Annotated in this window: 18 protein-coding genes; 11 read left to right on the plus strand and 7 right to left on the minus strand. The window is 71.2% G+C overall.

The genetic code is table 11. The annotated features are described in order from the left end of the window. The 4 genes from CR470_RS24710 to CR470_RS24725 form a co-directional block, all read left to right on the plus strand. The coding region (locus CR470_RS24710) for an outer membrane protein assembly factor BamB family protein (protein WP_257138905.1) at positions 1 to 1,597 on the plus strand (1,597 nt) is incomplete at its 5' end. A 909-nt stretch (positions 1,598 to 2,506) separates the two neighbouring features. After that, complete coding sequence (locus CR470_RS24715; RefSeq protein ID WP_373561443.1) at positions 2,507 to 3,874, plus strand: outer membrane protein assembly factor BamB family protein; 1,368 nt, start codon at positions 2,507 to 2,509, stop codon at positions 3,872 to 3,874. Between the two features lie 85 nt (positions 3,875 to 3,959). After that, the gene (locus CR470_RS24720; protein WP_097869735.1) at positions 3,960 to 5,840 is read left to right on the plus strand and encodes an outer membrane protein assembly factor BamB family protein; all 1,881 of its coding nucleotides are present in this window, start codon (positions 3,960 to 3,962) and stop codon (positions 5,838 to 5,840) included. Between the two features lie 272 nt (positions 5,841 to 6,112). Further along, the gene (locus tag CR470_RS24725; RefSeq protein WP_097869746.1) at positions 6,113 to 6,823 is read left to right on the plus strand and encodes a response regulator transcription factor; all 711 of its coding nucleotides are present in this window, start codon (positions 6,113 to 6,115) and stop codon (positions 6,821 to 6,823) included. Positions 6,824 to 6,865: 42 nt separating this feature from the next. Here CR470_RS24725 and CR470_RS24730 read toward each other — a convergent pair whose 3' ends face one another. Both CR470_RS24730 and CR470_RS24735 read right to left on the minus strand, forming a co-directional pair. Continuing rightward, on the minus strand, positions 6,866 to 7,174 hold the full coding sequence (locus tag CR470_RS24730) for a hypothetical protein (RefSeq protein WP_097869736.1): 309 nt from the start codon (positions 7,172 to 7,174) through the stop codon (positions 6,866 to 6,868). A 15-nt stretch (positions 7,175 to 7,189) separates the two neighbouring features. Beyond that, a complete protein-coding gene (locus CR470_RS24735) occupies positions 7,190 to 8,860 on the minus strand; it encodes a sodium:solute symporter family protein (RefSeq protein WP_097869737.1) in 1,671 nt (556 codons plus the stop codon). A 246-nt stretch (positions 8,861 to 9,106) separates the two neighbouring features. Here CR470_RS24735 and galT point away from each other — a divergent pair, with 246 nt between their 5' ends. From galT to galK, 3 genes are read left to right on the plus strand one after another with little or no spacing between them, the layout of a single operon-like run. Further along, positions 9,107 to 10,150 carry a galactose-1-phosphate uridylyltransferase gene (gene galT / locus CR470_RS24740; protein ID WP_097869738.1) on the plus strand — a complete coding sequence of 348 codons (1,044 nt, stop codon included), beginning with the start codon at positions 9,107 to 9,109 and terminating at the stop codon, positions 10,148 to 10,150. Between the two features lie 14 nt (positions 10,151 to 10,164). Beyond that, on the plus strand, positions 10,165 to 11,145 hold the full coding sequence (galE, locus tag CR470_RS24745; protein WP_097869747.1) for a UDP-glucose 4-epimerase GalE: 981 nt from the start codon (positions 10,165 to 10,167) through the stop codon (positions 11,143 to 11,145). Next, on the plus strand, positions 11,142 to 12,356 hold the full coding sequence (gene galK, locus CR470_RS24750) for a galactokinase (protein WP_257138906.1): 1,215 nt from the start codon (positions 11,142 to 11,144) through the stop codon (positions 12,354 to 12,356). Before galE ends, galK begins: the two co-directional genes overlap by 4 nt. A gap of 18 nt (positions 12,357 to 12,374) precedes the next feature. Here the strand turns inward: galK and CR470_RS24755 are convergent, their stop codons facing one another. Then, positions 12,375 to 12,815, minus strand: coding sequence for a GNAT family N-acetyltransferase (locus CR470_RS24755; RefSeq protein ID WP_097869739.1), 441 nt, complete (start codon positions 12,813 to 12,815; stop codon positions 12,375 to 12,377). A gap of 246 nt (positions 12,816 to 13,061) precedes the next feature. Here CR470_RS24755 and CR470_RS24760 point away from each other — a divergent pair, with 246 nt between their 5' ends. Beyond that, positions 13,062 to 13,835 (plus strand): response regulator transcription factor, encoded by a 774-nt coding sequence (locus CR470_RS24760; protein ID WP_097869740.1) that lies wholly within the window; start codon positions 13,062 to 13,064, stop codon positions 13,833 to 13,835. Here CR470_RS24760 and CR470_RS24765 read toward each other — a convergent pair. After that, positions 13,794 to 14,288, minus strand: a complete 495-nt coding sequence (locus CR470_RS24765; RefSeq protein WP_097869741.1) for a MarR family winged helix-turn-helix transcriptional regulator — start codon at positions 14,286 to 14,288, stop codon at positions 13,794 to 13,796. The genes CR470_RS24760 and CR470_RS24765 overlap by 42 nt on opposite strands. A gap of 89 nt (positions 14,289 to 14,377) precedes the next feature. Here CR470_RS24765 and CR470_RS24770 point away from each other — a divergent pair, with 89 nt between their 5' ends. Next, positions 14,378 to 15,187 (plus strand): trans-aconitate 2-methyltransferase, encoded by an 810-nt coding sequence (locus CR470_RS24770; protein ID WP_097869749.1) that lies wholly within the window; start codon positions 14,378 to 14,380, stop codon positions 15,185 to 15,187. Then, positions 15,187 to 15,564 (plus strand): glyoxalase, encoded by a 378-nt coding sequence (locus CR470_RS24775; RefSeq protein WP_097869742.1) that lies wholly within the window; start codon positions 15,187 to 15,189, stop codon positions 15,562 to 15,564. Before CR470_RS24770 ends, CR470_RS24775 begins: the two co-directional genes overlap by 1 nt. A gap of 10 nt (positions 15,565 to 15,574) precedes the next feature. Here CR470_RS24775 and CR470_RS24780 read toward each other — a convergent pair whose 3' ends face one another. The 3 genes from CR470_RS24780 to CR470_RS24790 form a co-directional block, all read right to left on the minus strand. Then, on the minus strand, positions 15,575 to 16,177 hold the full coding sequence (locus tag CR470_RS24780; RefSeq protein ID WP_097869743.1) for a Uma2 family endonuclease: 603 nt from the start codon (positions 16,175 to 16,177) through the stop codon (positions 15,575 to 15,577). 102 nt (positions 16,178 to 16,279) lie between these two features. Beyond that, positions 16,280 to 16,966, minus strand: a complete 687-nt coding sequence (locus CR470_RS24785) for a TetR/AcrR family transcriptional regulator (RefSeq protein WP_097869750.1) — start codon at positions 16,964 to 16,966, stop codon at positions 16,280 to 16,282. Continuing rightward, positions 16,963 to 17,949, minus strand: coding sequence for an acyl-CoA desaturase (locus CR470_RS24790; protein WP_097869744.1), 987 nt, complete (start codon positions 17,947 to 17,949; stop codon positions 16,963 to 16,965). Before CR470_RS24790 ends, CR470_RS24785 begins: the two co-directional genes overlap by 4 nt. 165 nt (positions 17,950 to 18,114) lie before the next feature. On the opposite strand from CR470_RS24790, the gene CR470_RS40095 reads away from it, so the two are divergent. Next, positions 18,115 to 18,298, plus strand: a 184-nt coding sequence (locus tag CR470_RS40095; RefSeq protein ID WP_218923780.1) for a hypothetical protein, incomplete at its 3' end; no start/stop codon positions are given.

An 18,298-nucleotide genomic window follows, 5' to 3' on the forward strand; every position in this document is an offset into this window, starting at 1 on the left:
GTACGAACCGCGGCCCGGTGCGTACGGAGCACCCCTGCCACCCCGGCACCAGCCGCAGCCCGGCCCGTACGGCCAGCCGTCCACGGCGCCGTACGGCCACCCGGGGCCCGGGCCCTCGCCCTCCGGCGGACGCTCGCGGGGCCGGGTCGCGGGTCTCGTAGCCGCCGTGCTCGCCGGGGTCCTCGTCATCGGGACGGGCGTCCGGTTCGCGATGAGCGGTGACGGCGCCGACGACGAGAAGCCCCTCGCGACGGGAAGCACCGCCCCGGAACAGCCCGGCGCCGACCCGGGCCCGGCGAGGAAGCCGGCTCCGACTGCCGAGCAGCTCAACCAGGGCCGCGCGGAGGGCGAGGCGAAGGTGCGCTGGGTCCAGAGGAACGGCGTGGACCTGCCGGGGGGCGGCGCCTCCGCCCTCGGCCCCTGGGTCGCCGGCGGCGTCGTGGCGAAGGCCATGTACCGCACGGCCTCCGGCTACTCCCTCGACGACGGCGCGCGGAAGTGGAGCCTGCGCCTGCCCTCCGACGTCTGCGCGGCGCCCACCCTGCCGACCGCGGACGGGAAGATCGTGATCGGGCTCATGACCGACACCTCCACGGAGGATTCGGCCTGCGACAAGCTCCAGATGATCGATCTGGCCACCGGCGAGGCGGGCTGGTCCGCGACCTTCGAGCGCGCGCCGACGCAGGACGGGCTCTCGAACATCGTCATGGCGATCAGCGGCGACGTCCTGACGATCGGGCGCGTCGGCCGTACCGACGCCTATCGGGTCAGTGACGGCAAGCACCTGTGGGACAGGCTGCCCGGCCCCTGCCAGTCGTACGGTCTCGCCGGCGGAACCGTCCTGCTCGCCGCCGTCGGCTGCCGCGACCAGCCGGCCGGCGAGGCCGAGGCCGACGGGGTCGTCGAGGAAGTGCGGCGGATCGACCCGGCCACCGGCCGGACCGTGTGGACGTACAAGCCCGGGAAGGGCTGGCTGATCGACATCTTCCACTCCGTCGACCCGCCGGTGATCTCGCTGCGCAAGGGCGGGGCGGTGGAGGGCGAGTGGGCGATCGCGGTCCTGAACGCCGACGGAACCTTCCGCTCCCGGCCCGCCCCCGGCGACGACGTCCCCGAGGCCCGGTGCACCGGCATGCGGCGGGACGTGGGCGCGAACCTCGACACCTGCGTCGGCGTGGCCGCCGACGCCGACACGCTCTACACCGCCACGAAACACCGGCACACGGACGGGGCGCTGACCAACGACGTCGTCGCCTTCGACATGAACACCGGCAAGAAGAAGTGGAAGGTCCCCGCGCCTCCCGGCCAGACCCTGATGCCGCTGCGGGTCGAAGCCGGCAAGGTGCTGATGTACCTCGGCCCGCCCGGCCCGAAGGCCAAGGGCGCGGGCGGCGGCATCGTGGAGCTCGGGCCGGACGGCGGCGCACCGCGGGCGGTCCTGCGTCACCCGGCGTCGGCCGCGGCGACCGAGCGCACCTTCACCGATCCGCTCGTCCTCCACTCCGGCGGCCGCTCGCTGCTCATGCTCACGCATGTCTCCGGGGCCACCGACGAGGAGGAGGCGGACCTGCCGGCGATGATCGCCTTCGGTGACTGACCATCACCTCCCGCCGGGGCGTAACGGAGGCATCACAAGGCGGTTCTCCCTTGGGAACAGGGGTTGGCCCGAACCGGTGCCCGGTGGCGGGCGGGTGGTAGAAAGAAGCCCCGCCCGACTGTCGTAACACCGCGGAAGCCATGCCCGATTCGCTCCTTTCCGAGGGGAATCAACCCTCTTGGGAATGCGGGGGAGACCGATTCGGGCACCGGACCGCACGAAGGGGGACGTGCTGATATGAGCCAGCCGCCCAGCCAGCAACCGCCGCAGGGAGGCTTCGGGGCTCCGCAGGAGCCGCCGAACGGAGCTCCTCAGCAGCCCCAGGACCAGCAGGGCCCGGCCCAGCCGCCGCCCGGTCAGCCGCCCCAGGGACCGCCCCCCGCCCCGCCGACGGCGCCCCCGGCCCTGTCTCTTATACACATCTCTGATNCTCAGAGATGTGTATAAGAGACAGAGCAGGGCCCGGCCCAGCCGCCGCCCGGTCAGCCGCCCCAGGGACCGCCCCCCGCCCCGCCGACGGCGCCCCCGGCCGGCCCGCCGCAGACGCCCCCGCCGGGCACCCCGGCGTACGGCTATCCGCAGCAGCAGCCCCCGGCCGGGCCCGGCTACGGCTATCCGCAGCAGCCCGGCCAGGCCCCGGGCCCGTACGGCCAGCAGGCCCCCGGCCCGTACGGCCAGCAGCCCGGCCCCTACGGTCAGCAGGCCCCGGGCCCGTACGGCCAGCAGGCTCCGGGTCCGTACGGTCAGCAGCCCCAGCCCGGTTACGGCTACCCGACGCAGCAGCACCCCGGCGCCCCCGCCCCCGGCGGGCCGGGCTCCGGCGGCGGGTTCCTCAAGAACAAGACCGGCATCGTGGTCGCGGCGGCGCTCGCCGTGGTCCTGGTCGCTGGGGCGGGCACCTGGTTCCTCGTGAGCGACGGCGGAGACGACCCCAAGAAGCCCGTCGCCGGCACGAGCACCGACCCCAAGCCCCCCAGCGGGTCGCCGACGGTCGACGAGGGCGACGGCAGCGGCGACGGCCGCGAGGGGAACGACGACCTCAACGCCGGGCGCAAGCCGGGCGAGGCCAAGGTCGCCTGGCTCCAGAAGAACGACGTCGACCTGCCGCGCAACGGCGCGTCCGTCGAAGGCCCCTGGTTCACCGGCGACCTGGTCGTCAAGGCCATGTACCGCGGCGTCTCCGGCTACGCCGTCGCCGACGGCAAGCAGAAGTGGACCCTGAAGCTCCCCGCCGACGTGTGCGCCACGCCGAACACCGCGACCGCCGACGGCAAGCTCGTCATCGGCGTGAAGGACGGCACCACCGACCGGGCCAAGTGCTCCGTCCTCCAGATGATCGACCTCAACACCGGCGAGGCCGGCTGGAAGAAGACGATCAAGAAGAACGGTACCTGGGACTTCCTGTCGGACATCGGTCTCGCGATCAGCGGAGACACCGTCACGGTGGGGCGCACCGGCAACGCCAACGCCTACCGCGTCAGCGACGGCAAGGAGCTGTTCGGCAACCCCGAGGGCAACTGCAAGCCCTTCGCCTTCGCCGGCGGCGCGAAGCTGATCGCCGCCGCCAGCTGCCGCACCGACGACGTCAAGAACCCGCAGCACCAGGTCCAGGAGCTGGACCCGGTCACCGGCAAGGCCAAGTGGACCTACCAGCCGAAGCGCGGCTGGGAGGTCACCAAGGTCTACTCGGTCAGCCCGCTCGTCGTCAGGTTCGACAACGAGGAGAAGAAGCAGTACGGCATCGCCGCGCTCACCGAGAGCGGCAAGCTCCGCTCGCAGCTCGCTCCCGCGCAGGGCGACAAGCTCACCGCCGACTGCGGGGGCAGGTTCGCGGTCTTCGGCACGAATCTCGAAGGGTGCAGCGGCGTCGCCGCCGACGCCAACACCTTCTACATCGCGACCGAGGACGACAGCAGTGGCACCGCCCGGACGAACAAGGTCATCGCCTTCGACCTGAACACCGGGAAGCCCAAGTGGGAGGCGCCCGCCCCGGCCGAGCGCGTTCTGAAGCCGCTGGGCATGGAGGGCGGCGACGTGCTGCTCTACATGCGGCCGAAGTACGACACCGCCGGCGCGCTCGTGACCCTCCCGCCGACCGGCGGCACTCCCAAGACGCTGCTCCAGCACCCGGCGTCGGCCGGCCGGATCGAGAACGGCTTCTTCTCGTCCAAGGTCCTCTACCAGGACGGCCGCTCCTACATCTTCAGCAAGCGTGTGAGCGCGAGCAACGACAAGGAAGAGCTGGAGCAGTCGACGATGCTGGTGTTCACCAAGTGACGGTCCGTCCCGGCATTCGACCGCGGCCGGCCCCTCCTGGCCCCACGCGCCCCCACAACCACTCGTCTCCCGAGGTACGCACGCCATGACCCAGCCGCCCCAGCCACCGCAGCAGCCGCCCAACGAGCCTCCGGACACGCCCCCGGCACCGCCCGCCGGTCCGCCTTCCGGCGGGTTCGGCGCTCCGCAGGACCCGCCGCCGGGAGGGTTCGGCCAGCCGACCCCGCCGCCAGCCGACCCCTTCGGCAAGCAGCCGCAGCAGCCCGCCGCCCCGCAGGACACGCTCGCCGGGGGCTACGGCACCCCGCCCCCGCCGGCGGGCGGCTACCCCACCCCGCCCGCGCCGCAGCCCAACGGGTACGGCTACCCCCAGGCCCCGCAGCAGGGTTACGGCTACCCGCAGGGGCCCGCCGGACAGCCCGGGCAGCCCGGGATGCCGCAGCAGGGTTACGGCTACCCGACCCAGCCGATGCAGCCGCAGTACGGGGCCCCGCAGCCGGACGGCAACGGCGGCAAGAAGTTCTCCACCCAGATGCAGATCATCGTCGCCGCGGCCGTCGCCGTGGTGCTGATCATCGGCGGCGGGCTCATCTACGCCTCCACCGGCGACGACAAGGGCGGCAAGGACGAGGCCTCCTCGTCCGGCGCCACCGGTGGCGAGGCCAAGGGCGGCGAGGGCGGCCTGGCCGGCGGCGACGAGAAGGCGCCCGCCAACACCAAGTCCAAGGTCGCCTTCCAGTTCCCGGAGCCGGTGGTCACCGACATCACCACGGTCGCGGGCTCCTGGGTCACCGACAAGGCGTACGTGAAGTCCGGCATCGCCGAGATCACCGGCTACGACCGCGACAAGGGCACCAAGCTCTGGTCCTTCCCGCTGGCCGGCGAGATCTGCTCCGTGTCCCGGCACATGAGCAAGGACTACAAGGCGGCCATCGTCTTCCAGGAGACGAAGGCGACCAAGGAGAACAAGTACCCGTCGTGCAACCAGGTCGGCGCGATCGACCTGACCGCCGGCAAGCTCCTGTGGAGCAAGAGCGTCACCTCCGCCACCGGCGGTGACAAGCCGATCCGCTTCGACGAGGTCACGCTCAGCGGGACCACGGTCGCCGCGGGCGGAACCTCGGGCGGCGCCGCCTTCAAGCTGGCCGACGGCGCCGAGCTCTGGAAGCCGAAGGTCGGCGCGGACGGCTGCTACGACCGTGGCTACGCGGGAGGCGAGGCCCTCGCCGTGGTCCGCAGGTGCGGCACGTCCGACAGCCCGCAGCTCACCGTGCAGGCGCTGAACCCGACGACCGGCGCGCCGCTGTCCTCGTACCAGATGCCCGCGGGCGTCGACTACGCGAGCATCGTCTCCACCAAGCCGCTGGTGGTCGCGGCCGACGTCGGCGACACCGCCGGCGACGGCAGCAGCATCTCCGACTTCTTCTCGATCGACGCGGCGACCGGCAAGCTGATCGTCCGCATTCCCGCCGACGCGGACAAGTACGCGGCACGCTGCGGCTCCACCGATGTCGAGCAGTGCAAGCACATCGCCGTCGGCAACAACCGGCTCTACCTGCCGACCGAGAGGCACGACGGAACCAGCGAGTACGGCGACACGAACGAGGTCGTCGCCTTCGACCTGACCACCGGAAAGCTCCTCGGCGGCCGGGCGGACGCGGGCGACCGCCACACCCTGACCCCGCTCCGGATGGACGGCACCAGCATCATCGCCTACAAGGAGGGCCCGTACGACAAGGGCGGCCGGGTCGTCTCCATCGACGGCGAGACCTTCGAGCAGACCCTGCTGATGGAGAACCCGAGCGACGAGACCGTCCGGGAGGCGGAGAAGCGGTTCTCCATCGACTCGGCCGAACTCCTCTACACCGACGGCCGGTTCTTCATGGCGGCCAAGTCGGCCCACAAGCCCAGCACCGTCAACCCCGACGAGAAGCGCTACCTCGTCGTCGCCTACCGCACCGACTGATCACCACGCTCCCCGGGGAGCGTCCCGCAGCGCCAGGCCCCGCCGGTCGATCACCTCACCGGCGGGGCCGATCGTTCTCCGCCCGTGAAGTGATCGTGGAATGCCGGCCAACAGGACCTGAACGCAGGTCAACGAGGGCCGGACGACCCAGAATTCGGCATTCCGGGGTGCTTCTCCCACGTATGGGCCGCGCGGCGTCGAACTAGCGTGTAGCTTGCCGGGGCAGGAGTCCGGGGGGCCGGGCGTACAGGGGCTTTTGGAGGGTGAGGACCGTGGGCGTGCGGCTCATGGTGGTCGATGATCACCGGCTGCTCGCCGAGGCACTCGCCTCGGCGCTGAAACTGCGCGGGCACCGGGTGCTCGCGGCGGCGGCGCCGACGTCCGGGGCGGCGGAACTGGTGGTCAGCCGGGCTCCGGAGGTCTGCCTTTTCGGTACGGCATCGCCCGCCGCCCCCGGGGTCTTCGACCCGATCGTGCGCATCGGCCAGGAGCGCCCGCAGGTGGCGGTGGTGGTCCTCGGCCCGGTGCCCAGCCCACGCGGGATCGCCGCGGCGTTCGCCGCCGGGGCCGCGGGATACGTCCGGCACGACGAGCGCATCGAGGGCGTCGAGCGGGCCATGCTCAAGGCGCGGGCGGGGGAGAGTGCCATCGCCCCGCAGCTGCTGCGGGGGGCCTTCGCCGAACTGCTCAACCCGGCCGCCCAGCCCGACGACGAGGGGCGGCGGCTGCTGCGGATGCTCACCCCGCGCGAGGCGGAGGTGCTGGTGCGGGTCGCCGAGGGCGAGGGCACCCGGGTGATCGCGGCCGGCCTGGACATCGCCCCGAGCACCGCCCGTACCCACGTCCAGCGGGTCCTGATGAAGCTCGGGGTCGGCTCCCGCCTGGAGGCGGCCGCCCTCGCGGCCCGTACGGGACTGCTGGAGAGGGCCGCGGACCACGGCGGTACGCCGCAGGAGCCGTACATCCCCGGACAGCGCGGGTGACGTACGGCCCCTGCGGGGCACCGCGGACGGGCGGCGGGCGGGTCAGCCCGCGCCGGACTCCGGCTCCGGGGCAGGGTCCGTCTCCGGGGCCGTCGGGGCCTCGGCCGGGCGCAGCTTCATCCAGATGAGGAAGAACAGGCCGAGCGCCAGCATGGCGAGGCCCGTCCACAGGTTGATGTGGACGCCCTCGGCCTTCTTCAGGTCGGCTTCGGACGGGCTGATGCCGGCGATGGTGACGATCACTCCGTAGACCACGAACAGGCCGCCGATGATCCGCCGGATGTCGAAGAGACGGGCCGCGGTCGCGGACTTGCGCTCCAGCTCGGAGACTTCCTTGTGCAGGTCGGACATGGTGAGTTCCTCCGATCAGAACGAGTACGGGATGTAGCACGCGGCGGCGAGGACGACCGCGCCCCAGCCGAGCAGCGCGGGCTTGCGGTACCAGGCGCTGTCGGCCTCGTCGAGCGCCTCGTCCGGGTCCGGCGACTCGGTCCCGTACACCAGACCGGCCAGTTCCGCTTCGGGCTTCGGCGCGGTGAAGAGGGTGACGGCGACCATGACGACGGCCCCGGCGACGAATCCGACGATCGCGGAGACGAAGTTGGCGCCCTGGTCGGACGGGATGTCGATGATCCCGCCCTTGTAGATCCAGAAGTAGTTGATCATCGCGGCCGCGGTGCCCGCGACCAGGCCCCAGACACCGGACTTCATCGAGGCCCGCTTCCAGAACATGCCGATGATGAAGACGACGAACATCGGCACGTTGAAGAACGAGAACAGCGTCTGGAGGTAGCTCATGATGTTCGAGAAGCTGGCGGCGATGAACGCCGTGCCGATCGAGGCCAGCACACCGATCGCCGTGATCAGCCGCCCGAAGCGCAGGTAGTAGGCGTCGGGCTTGTCCTTCACCACGTACCGCTGCCAGATGTCGGTGGTGAACACCGTGTTGAACGAGGACACGTTGGCCGCCATGCCCGCCATGAACGCGGCGAGCAGGCCGGTCACCGCGATGCCGAGCACCCCGTTGGGCAGCAGCTCCTGCATCAGCAGGGGGATCGCGTCGTTGTAGGTGAGGTCGGAGCCGGGCGTGCCGATCTTCGGCACGATCACGGCGGCGACCAGGCCGGGGATCATCACCGCGAAGACGATGAAGATCTTCGGGAAGGCGGCGATCAGCGGGGTGCGCTTGGCGGCGGAGAGGTTCTTCGCGGACAGTGCGCGCTGCACTTCGGCGAAGTTCGTCGTCCAGTAGCCGAAGGACAGCACGAAGCCGAGACCCAGGATGATCGTCAGCCAGTTGGCGCCCAGCGGGTTGGCGTCACCGATGCCGGTGCCGCCCCAGGCGGTCATGAAGTCCCCGCCGTGCTGCTTCGTCAGCGAGTCGCTCATGGCGTCCCAGCCGCCGACCCGCTTCAGGCCGAGGACGGTGAGGGGGATCAGCGCGGCGAGGATGACGAAGAACTGGAGCACCTCGTTGTAGATCGCCGAGGAGAGCCCGCCGATCGTGATGTAGACGAGCACGAACAGGCCCGCGACGACGATCGCGACCCACTGCGGCCAGCCGAGGAGCGCCTCCACGACGATCGACAGGGCGTAGAGGTTGACGCCCGCGATGAGGATCGCCGCGAAGGCGAAGAGCACGGAGCTCAGCAGGTGCGCCGACCTGTCGAACCGCTGGAGCAGGAACTCCGGCACGGAGCGCACCTTGGAGCGGTAGTAGAACGGCATCATCACCAGGCCGAGGAAGACCATGGCCGGGATCGCGCCGATCCAGTACCAGTGCACCACCGCGACGCCGTACTGCGCGCCGGTGGCCGCCATGCCGAGGATCTCGGTGGCGCCGAGGTTCGCCGCGACGAAGGCGAGCCCGGTCACCCAGGCGGGCAGTGACCGTCCGGAGAGGAAGAAGTCGAGGCTCGTCCTCACACTGGCACGGGCCGCGAAGCCGATGCCGAGTACGACGACGAAGTAGATCGCCAGGATGGCGTAGTCGAGCCCGTTCGTGGGGAGCCGGAGCCCTTCGGCCAGTGTCTGCATGGGGGGTACTCGCTTCGTTGCGCGAACTGAACCCGTCGGAACCTACGCCTCCGTGTTCGAGAAATGAACACTCTCGTTGGGGTTCTTTGTTCGATCGTGATCGAGGGTGAGGGAATGTCCCGGTATGTCGCCCACCGTGCCGCCGTACCCGTCGGCCTGCTCCTCGGGCTCCTTGGTTATTGACGGGAGTGTTTGCTTGTGATTTGTTATGTGCGATTATGTTGAGTGATCTGGTGGAGGATCCTGGTGAAGAAGACGGTTACGACCCTCGCCGACGGCCGTGAGCTGATCTACTACGACTCCGCCGACGACACCGTCCGCGACGCCGTCGACCAGCGTCCGCTGGACCCCGTCTCGACCTCGTCCGAGATCCGCCGCGATCCGCTGCTCGGCGACGCGGTCGCCATCGCCTCGCACCGCCAGGCCCGCACCTACCACCCGCCGGCCGACGCCTGCCCGCTCTGCCCCACGTGCGACGGACGCGTCGGCGAGATCCCCGACAGCGACTACGACGTCGCCGTCTTCGAGAACCGCTTCCCCTCCCTCGCCGGCGACTCCGGCCGCTGCGAGGTCGTCTGCTTCACCTCGGACCACGACGCGTCCTTCGCCGACCTCACCGAGGAGCAGGCGGCCCTCGTCCTCGCCGCCTGGACCGACCGCACCGCCGAACTCGCCGCACTCGACCAGGTCACCCAGGTCTTCTGCTTCGAGAACCGCGGTGCCGAGATCGGTGTCACCCTCGGCCACCCGCACGGCCAGATCTACGGCTATCCCTTCGTCACCCCGCGCACCGAGCTGATGCTCCGCTCGGCCGCCCGCCACCGCGAGGAGACCGGCCGCAACCTGTTCGACGACGTGGTCGCCCGCGAGGAGAAGGACGGCTCGCGCGTCGTCCTCGCCACCGAGCACTGGACCGCCTTCGTCCCGTACGCGGCGCACTGGCCCTACGAGGTCCACCTCCACCCCCGCCACCGCGTCCCCGACCTGCGGGAACTGGACGAGGACGCGCGGGCGGAATTCCCCCGGGTCTATCTGGAACTCCTGAGGCGCTTCGACCGGATCTTCGGCCCGGGTGAGCCGCCGACCCCGTACATCTCCGCCTGGCACCAGGCGCCGTTCGGGGTCCCCGGACGGGAGGACTTCGCCCTGCACCTGGAGCTTTTCACCATTCGCCGGACCTCCGGCAAGCTGAAGTTCCTCGCGGGCTCCGAGTCCGGCATGAGCGTGTTCATCAACGACGTGCCGCCGGAAGCCGCGGCCCAGCGACTGCGAGAGGTAGCGAGCAAGTGAGCAACCCCCGGAACGTGAGCAACCCCCCGAAGAAGTACCTGGTCACCGGCGGCGCCGGTTACGTCGGGAGCGTCGTCGCCCAGCACCTGCTGGAGGCCGGGCACACGGTGACCGTCCTCGACGACCTCTCCACCGGGTTCCGCGTGGGCGTCCCGGCCGGCGCCGCGTTCATCGAGGGCCGCATCCAGGACGCCGCCCGCCACCTGGAACCCTCCTACGACGGCGTCCTGCACTTCGCCGCCTTCTCCCAGGTCGGCGAGTCCGTCGTCGATCCGGAGAAGTACTGGGTCAACAACGTGGGCGGCACCACCGCCCTGCTCGCCGCGATGCGCGAGCACGGCGTGCGCACCCTCGTCTTCTCCTCCACGGCCGCCACCTACGGCGAACCGGTCTCCAGCCCCATCACCGAGACCGACCCCACTGCCCCCACCAGCCCCTACGGCGCGTCCAAACTCGCCGTCGACCACATGATCAGCGGCGAGGCCACCGCCCACGGCCTGGCCGCCGTATCGCTGCGCTACTTCAACGTGGCCGGAGCGTACGGCAGGTGCGGCGAACGCCACGCCCCCGAGTCCCACCTCATCCCGCTGGTCCTCCAAGTGGCGCTGGGGCAGCGCGAGTCGATCTCCGTGTACGGCGACGACTACCCCACCCCCGACGGCACCTGCGTCCGCGACTACATCCACGTCGCCGACCTCGCCGACGCCCACCTGCTGGCCCTTCGGGCCGCCGCCCCCGGCGAGCACCTGATCTGCAACCTCGGCAACGGCAACGGCTTCTCGGTCCGCGAGGTCATCGAGACCGTCCGCAAGGTCACCGGCCACCCCGTCCCCGAGACCGCCGCCCCCCGCCGGGGCGGGGACCCGGCCGTCCTGGTCGCCTCCGCCGCCACCGCCGTGGAGCGGCTCGGCTGGCAGCCCTCCCGCGCCGACCTGGCCGGAATCATCGCCGACGCCTGGCGGTTCGCCCGCCGAGAGGACACGACCACCCCATGACCGAGACCACCGAGGCGCACGGGGCCGACCCCGCCGCCTTCGCCGAGCTGTCCGGGACCGACCCCGCCGCCACCTTCGCCGAGCTGTACGGGGGCGAACCCGACGGCATCTGGGCGGCACCCGGACGAGTGAACCTCATCGGCGAGTACACCGACTTCAACGACGGCTTCGTCATGCCGCTCGCCCTCCCGCACACCGCCCGCGCGGCCGTCTCCCGCCGCGACGACGGCGTCCTGCGCCTGTACTCCTCCGACGTCCCCGGCGGCGTCGTCTCCCTCCGCGTCGACGAACTCGCCCCGCACTCCGGCCACGGCTGGGCCGCCTACCCCGCCGGGGTGCTCTGGGCGCTGCGCGAGGCCGGGCACCCGGTCACCGGGGCGGACATCGCGCTGACCTCCACCGTGCCCACGGGCGCCGGGCTCTCCTCCTCCGCCGCCCTCGAAGTCGTCACCGCGCTGGCCCTGAACGACCTCTTCCACCTCGGCCTCACCGGACCCGAACTCGCCGTCGTCGGCCGCCGCGCCGAGAACGACTTCGTCGGCGTGCCCTGCGGGATCATGGACCAGATGGCCTCGGCCTGCTGCACCGAGGGCCACGCACTCCACCTGGACACCCGCGACCTCTCCCTGCGCCAGGTCCCCTTCGACCTGGCCCCCCAGGGGCTGACGCTCCTGGTCGTCGACACCCGGGTCAAGCACGCGCTGGGCGACGGCGCGTACGCGGAGCGCCGGGCCGGCTGCGAGGAGGGCGCCCGGCTGCTCGGCATACCGATGCTGCGCGACCTGCCGTACGAGAACCTCGACGCGGCGCTCACCACCCTCGCCGACGCCGGAGCGGACGAGTCCGTGATCCGCTACGTACGCCATGTCGTCGGCGACAACCGCCGGGTCGAGCAGGTCATCGCCCTGCTCGACGCGGGCGACGTCCGGGTCGCGGGCCCCGTCCTTACCGAGGGCCACCGCTCGCTCCGCGACGATCTGCGGGTCTCCTGCCCCGAGTTGGACCTGGTGGTCGAGGCGGCGAACGCGGCCGGGGCGCTCGGTGCGCGGATGACCGGCGGCGGCTTCGGCGGCTCGGCGGTCGTCCTGGTGGAGGAGGCGGCGGCCGGCACGGTGGCCAAGGCCGTCAGCGAGGCGTTCGCGGCGGCCGGACACGCGGCCCCGGGGATCTTCGACGCCATCCCCTCGGCAGGGGCGCGCCGACTGCGGTGACCCCCCGGCACACCGCGCTCACAGGTCCTTGACCAGGATGAACTCGGTGACGCCCGGCGGGTAGTCCGCGACCCGGCCGATCTCCTCGTACCCCTGCCCGCGGTAGAAGCCGGGGGCCTGGAAGTCCCAGGTCTCCAGTCGCGAGCGGGTGCAGGCGCGCTCGGTGCGGGCGGTCCGTTCGGCCTCGGCGAGCAGGCGCGCGCCGAGGCCGGAGCCCCGGTGCGGGGCGTCGACCCAGAGCAGGTCGACGTGCAACCAGTACGCCCAGGTCCGCCCGGTCAGCCCACCGGCCAGGGCTCCGTGCTCGTCCAACGCCCATACCTCCAGCGGGACTTCGTGCTCGGCGGGGGTGGAGAGCAGCGCGCGCAGGCCGGCCGCGGCCGCGATGTTGTCCTCATGCAGACGCCCGCTCAGCAGAATGCGACGTTCTCTGTCTACTTCTGTCTCAAGACGGAACATGAAGCACACCCTAAACACCGAGGGCAACCAGTTCGGCGAATCGCCTTCCCCTCGTGGCCCCCGCCCGTACGCTGATGCTCAGCACCGGTGGGGGCCGGTGCCGATTCAGGGGAGCGAGAGAGCCGGGTACGGCGCCCAGGGGCGGGGCGGCAGGCGGTGCGAAGGCGGCGGCCGGAGCACAGCGGGCCGCCCCGAGGCCTCCGGGCGCCGTACCCGCAGCTGTCCGCCCCCACCGATGGGGGTTCTGTGGCGCGTATCCGGGTTCTGGTGGTCGACGACCACCGCATCTTCGCCGAGTCGCTCGCGGCCGCCCTCGCGGCCGAACCGGACGTGGACGTGTCCGCGGCGGGCAGCGGCCCGGCCGCGCTGCGCGCGCTGGAGCGCGCTGCCGCAGAGGGTCGTGGTTACGACGTGCTGCTGGTGGACGCCGAGCTGGGCGCCCTGGCGACCGGTGCCGCGCACGCCGTCCCCGTGCCCCAGCAGCAGGAGACAGGCGTCCTCGACGGCATCTCCCTCGTCGCCGGGGTCAGTTCGGGCCGGCCCGCCGTACGGTCGGTGGTGCTCGCCGAGAAGGACGACCCGCGGACCGCCGCGCGGGCGCTCCAGGCGGGGGCGTCGGGCTGGGTGGCCAAGGACTGCTCGCTGCAACGACTGCTGGCGGTGGTACGGGGCGTGCTGCGCGACGAGACACATCTGCCGCCCGCGCTGCTCACCGGCGTGCTGCGGGAGCTGACCGCCGCTCGCAAGCACCGCACCGAGAGCGAGCGGCTGGTGGAGTCGCTGACGCCCCGGGAGCGCGAGGTGCTGCGCTGCATGGTGGCGGGCCTGGGCCGCAAGGCGGTCGCCGAGCGGCTGTTCCTGTCCCCGCACACGGTGCGCACCCATATGCAGAACGTGCTGGGCAAGCTGGGGGTGCACTCGACCCTGGCCGCGGTGGCGCTGGCCCGCCGGGCGGGGGTCGGCCCCGCCGAGCACCCCCTAGGGGATGTTGTCGAACGGGGCGGTCAACTGGCGCAGTAGCCCGGCCAGTTCACCGCGCTGGTGGCGGGAGAGCTCGCCGAGGATGGCGCGCTCCTGGTCGAGCAGTCCGGCCAGCGACTGGTCGGCCTTGTCGCGCCCCTCGGCCGTGAGCCGGACGAGGACGCCGCGCCGGTCGCTCGGGTCGGGCAGCCGCTCGACGAGGTTCTTCTTGGTCAGACGGTCGATGCGGTTGGTCATCGTGCCCGAGGTGACCAGCGTCTGGGTGAGCAGCTGTCCGGGGGAGAGCTGGTAGGGGGAGCCGGCCCGGCGCAGTGACGTCAGCACGTCGAACTCCCACGGCTCCAGGTTGTGCTCGGAGAAGGCTATGCGACGGGCCCGGTCGAGGTGGCGTGCCAGGCGGGAGACGCGACTGAGCACCTCGAGTGGTTCCACGTCGAGGTCGGGGCGCTCTCGGCGCCATGCAGCGACCAGTCGGTCGACCTCGTCCTCCATGCCGATCAGTGTAGAGGGTCCCTCGACATGAAGTCTCTTGAATTCAAGTGTCTTGACATCAAGAGATACGTGGCGTGATCCTGTTCCGCATGACCGCACCCGACCGGCCCTCCTGGGACCCGCAGCAGTACCTGCGTCACGCGGACCACCGGACCCGCCCCTTCCACGACCTCCTGGCCCGCATCGGTGACCTCCCCGGCCACCCCGCGCCCCGCATCGCCGACCTCGGCTGCGGCGCGGGCAACGTCACCGCCCTCCTCGCGGACCGCTGGCCGGCCGCCCGGATCACCGGCTACGACACCTCGCCCGAGATGCTCGCCGAAGCCGCCGCCCGCGCCCGGCCGCCCCTGCTCGACTTCGCCGAGGCCGACGCCGCGACCTGGACGCCCACCGAGACGTACGGCCTGATCGTCTCCACCTCCGCACTCCAGTGGATCCCCGGCCACGCCGAACACTTCCCCCGCTGGCTCGACGCCCTCGCCCCCGGCGGCACCCTCGCCTTCCAGGTCCCCGGCAACTACACCGCCCCCAGCCACACCCTCCTGGCCGGTCTCCGTGAATCCGACCGGTGGCGCCCCCTGCTCCACGGCGTCGGCGACCGCACCGCCTCGGTCCTGGAACCCGCCGACTACCTCACCCGGCTGCGGGACCTGGGCTGCGCGGCGGACGTCTGGGAGACCACCTACCTCCAGACCCTGCGCGGCGACGACGCGGTCCTCGACTGGGTCAAGGGCACCGCACTGCGCCCCGTCCTCACCGTCCTGGCCGACGACCCCGAGGCCCGCGACGCGTTCCTCACCGCCTACCGCGACCTGCTCCGCGAGGCCTACCCGCCCGGCCCCTACGGCACGGTGTTCCCGTTCCGCCGCATCTTCGCCGTCGCCCGTAAGGAGAAGTGATGCACGCCTGCGCCGGTCTCACCGCCGTCGATCACGTACAGCTCGCCGCCCCGCCCGGCTCCGAGGACGCTCTGCGCACCTTCTACGCCGACGCGCTCGGCATGACCGAGATCCCGAAACCCCCGGTGCTCGCCGCCCGCGGCGGCTGCTGGTTCGCCTCCGGCCCGGTCCAGCTCCACCTGGGCGTCGAGGAGGACTTCCGCCCCGCGAGGAAAGCCCACCCGGGCCTGCGCGTGACGGGGATCGTGGAGTACGCGGCCCGCCTGGAGACCCACGGCGTCGTCGTCGAGTGGGACGGGGCCCTCCCCGGCCACCGCCGCTTCCACGCCCACGACCCGGTCGGCAACCGGCTGGAGTTCCTGGAACCGGACGCGTGACCGATGGGCCCTACAGCTCCTTGAGCGCGTCCGCCGAGATGTCGATGTCCACCGGGAACGGCACACCCGTCTTCAGCCGGTCGTGATGGATCCCGGTCAGCGCGTACGCCTTCGTCACCGGATCCAGCTCGTACACCCGCACGACGGGGTGCTGGTCGGTGCCGGTCATCTCGACGAGCCAGAAGTGCGGGATGCCGGCGGTCGCGTACTTGTGCGGCTTGGTCTCGCGGTCGCGGGCCTCGGAGTCGGGGGAGACGACTTCTACGGCGAGGAGGACGTCGGCGGCCTGGTACCGGGTCACATCCAGTCCGGTGATGGCCTCGGCCCGAACGACGGAGATATCCGGCTCGGGGCCATTGCGCCGGTCCAGCACCACGGTCATCTCACGGCGGACCTTCGCCTCCGGTGGGGCTGTGCTACGCAATCCCGTCACCAGCAGATCGATCATCGTGCTGTGAAAGTCTCGCTGCGGACTCACGAAAACCAGGCTCCCGTCGATCAGCTCTGTGTGCGGCGGGAGATCGGGCAGCGTGAACAGATCGTCCACGGTGTATCCGTCCTGCGGGGGCACCGGCCAGCGGGAGCTGTGCGCGGTGGTCGGCTCGGCGGTCATGGTTCCTCCCATGGACGAATCCTCTGCCCTCCCGACCACACTACGGCGGGAAATCCGCACCCGTCATCACAACGGGTGACGAACCAGGGAAGGGCGACACGATCAGTTCTTCCGGTGCCCTATCAGCCGAGGCTTCGCCTCCAGGTTCTCCAGCCCGTGCCAGCACAGATTCACCAGATGGGCGGCCACCTCGGCCTTCTTCGGCTTGCGCACGTCCAGCCACCACTGGCCCGTCAGCGCCACCATGCCCACCAGCGCCTGCGCGTACAGCGGGGCCAGCTTCGGATCGAAACCCCGGGCCTTGAACTCCAGGCCCAGGATGTCCTCCACCTGCGTGGCGATGTCACTGATCAGCGACGCGAACGTCCCCGTCGACTGCGCCACCGGCGAATCCCGCACCAGGATCCGGAAACCGTCCGTGTACGACTCGATGTAGTCCAGCAGCGCGAACGCAGCCTGCTCCAGCAGCTCGCGCGGATGGCCCGCCGTGAGCGCCCCCGTCACCATGTCCAGAAGCTGACGCATCTCGCGGTCGACCACCACGGCGTACAGGCCCTCCTTGCCGCCGAAGTGCTCGTACACCACCGGCTTGGACACCCCGGCACGCGCCGCGATCTCCTCCACCGAAGTGCCCTCGAAGCCCTTGTCGGCGAACAGGGCGCGCCCGATGTCCAGCAGCTGCTCGCGGCGCTCCTTACCCGTCATCCGGACCCGCCGGGCCCGTCGGGAAGGGGAGGTCCTGCTCTTCTCGCTGCTCGTGCTGCCGTCGGTCGCCACGTCGTCAATCATGCCGCGTCGGCCGGTACGGACGTGCGCCGGGAGTCGATACGCCCGGCATCCGGCCACCGCACATCCGTGGCCCAGCCCAGCTTCTCGAACCAGCGGATCAGCCGGGCGCTGGAGTCGATCTGTCCCTTCATCACACCGTGCCGGGCGCTCGTCGGATCCGCGTGGTGCAGGTTGTGCCACGACTCACCGCACGACAGCACCGCCAGCCACCACACGTTCCCCGACCGGTCACGGGACTTGAAGGGCCGCTTGCCCACCGCGTGACAGATCGAGTTGATCGACCAGGTCACATGGTGCAACAGCGCCACCCGCACCAGCGAACCCCAGAAGAACGCTGTCGCCGCACCCCACCACGACGTCGTCACCAGGCCGCCGACCAGCGGCGGAATCGCCAGCGAGACGATCGTGAAGGAGAGGAAGTGGCGCGAGATGCCCCGGATGGCCGGGTCCTTGATCAGATCGGGGGCGTACTTCTGCTGCGGCGTCCGCTCCTCGTCGAACATCCACGCGATGTGCGCCCACCACAGCCCCTTCATCAGGGCCGGCAGGCTCTCCCCGAACCGCCACGGCGAATGCGGATCACCCTCCGCGTCCGAGAACCGGTGATGTTTGCGGTGATCGGCCACCCACCGCACCAGGGGCCCCTCCACCGCCAACGAGCCCATCACGGCCAGCGCGATCCGCAGCGGACGTTTCGCCTTGAACGAACCGTGCGTGAAATACCGGTGGAAACCGATCGTGATCCCGTGACAGCCGATGAAGTACATCGCCACCAGCAACCCCACGTCCAGCCAGCTCACCCCCCGGCCCCACGCCAGCGGCACCGCCGCGACCAGGGCCGCGAACGGCACCACGATGAACACCAGCAACGCGAACTGCTCGGTCGACCGCTTGTTGTCGCCGCCCAGTGTGCCGGGGGGCAGCGAGGCCTCGGCCGCTCCGGGAGGCTCGGTCTCGTCGATCTCACGGGGAGTGCTCGGCATAGGGGCATACCTCTGAGGGTGGGGGGAGGGGACTCGGACGGTCCTGGCTACGGTTCCGTAACCTACGGCTTGGTAAGTATGGCAGTGACGGGGCCCACAACACGAGAAGCCGCTCCCACCCGTCCCACGCGGTAGCCCGCCCGACCCCGGGGTAAGGGGTAGAAGGTGTCACGCGACGACCGCGACCCCCGCCGGGGCAGCGGACACGCCGCCTGCGACGACACCTATCCTGAGAGGGTCGGACAGCGCGGTCCGCACCCGCTCGTCGGGGCGTGGCGACAGCACCGCTGCCAGCCGCAGGGCCCCGGACCCCGCCACCCGCCCCCAACCCTGTCTCTTATACACATCT

It is taken from the genome of Streptomyces sp. rh34 (assembly GCF_002551245.1).
Lineage (GTDB): Bacteria > Actinomycetota > Actinomycetes > Streptomycetales > Streptomycetaceae > Streptomyces.

Bases quoted from the DNA above. Each gene is read 5' to 3' on its own strand.
- CR470_RS24720 (WP_097869735.1), top strand. From the start codon at position 3,960: ATGACCCAGCCGCCCCAGCCACCGCAGCAGCCGCCCAACGAGCCTCCG.
- CR470_RS24730 (WP_097869736.1), bottom strand. From the start codon at position 7,174: ATGTCCGACCTGCACAAGGAAGTCTCCGAGCTGGAGCGCAAGTCCGCG.
- CR470_RS24735 (WP_097869737.1), bottom strand. From the start codon at position 8,860: ATGCAGACACTGGCCGAAGGGCTCCGGCTCCCCACGAACGGGCTCGAC.
- galK (WP_257138906.1), top strand. From the start codon at position 11,142: ATGACCGAGACCACCGAGGCGCACGGGGCCGACCCCGCCGCCTTCGCC.
- CR470_RS24755 (WP_097869739.1), bottom strand. From the start codon at position 12,815: ATGTTCCGTCTTGAGACAGAAGTAGACAGAGAACGTCGCATTCTGCTG.
- CR470_RS24765 (WP_097869741.1), bottom strand. From the start codon at position 14,288: ATGGAGGACGAGGTCGACCGACTGGTCGCTGCATGGCGCCGAGAGCGC.
- CR470_RS24770 (WP_097869749.1), top strand. From the start codon at position 14,378: ATGACCGCACCCGACCGGCCCTCCTGGGACCCGCAGCAGTACCTGCGT.
- CR470_RS24775 (WP_097869742.1), top strand. From the start codon at position 15,187: ATGCACGCCTGCGCCGGTCTCACCGCCGTCGATCACGTACAGCTCGCC.
- CR470_RS24780 (WP_097869743.1), bottom strand. From the start codon at position 16,177: ATGACCGCCGAGCCGACCACCGCGCACAGCTCCCGCTGGCCGGTGCCC.
- CR470_RS24785 (WP_097869750.1), bottom strand. From the start codon at position 16,966: ATGATTGACGACGTGGCGACCGACGGCAGCACGAGCAGCGAGAAGAGC.
- CR470_RS24790 (WP_097869744.1), bottom strand. From the start codon at position 17,949: ATGCCGAGCACTCCCCGTGAGATCGACGAGACCGAGCCTCCCGGAGCG.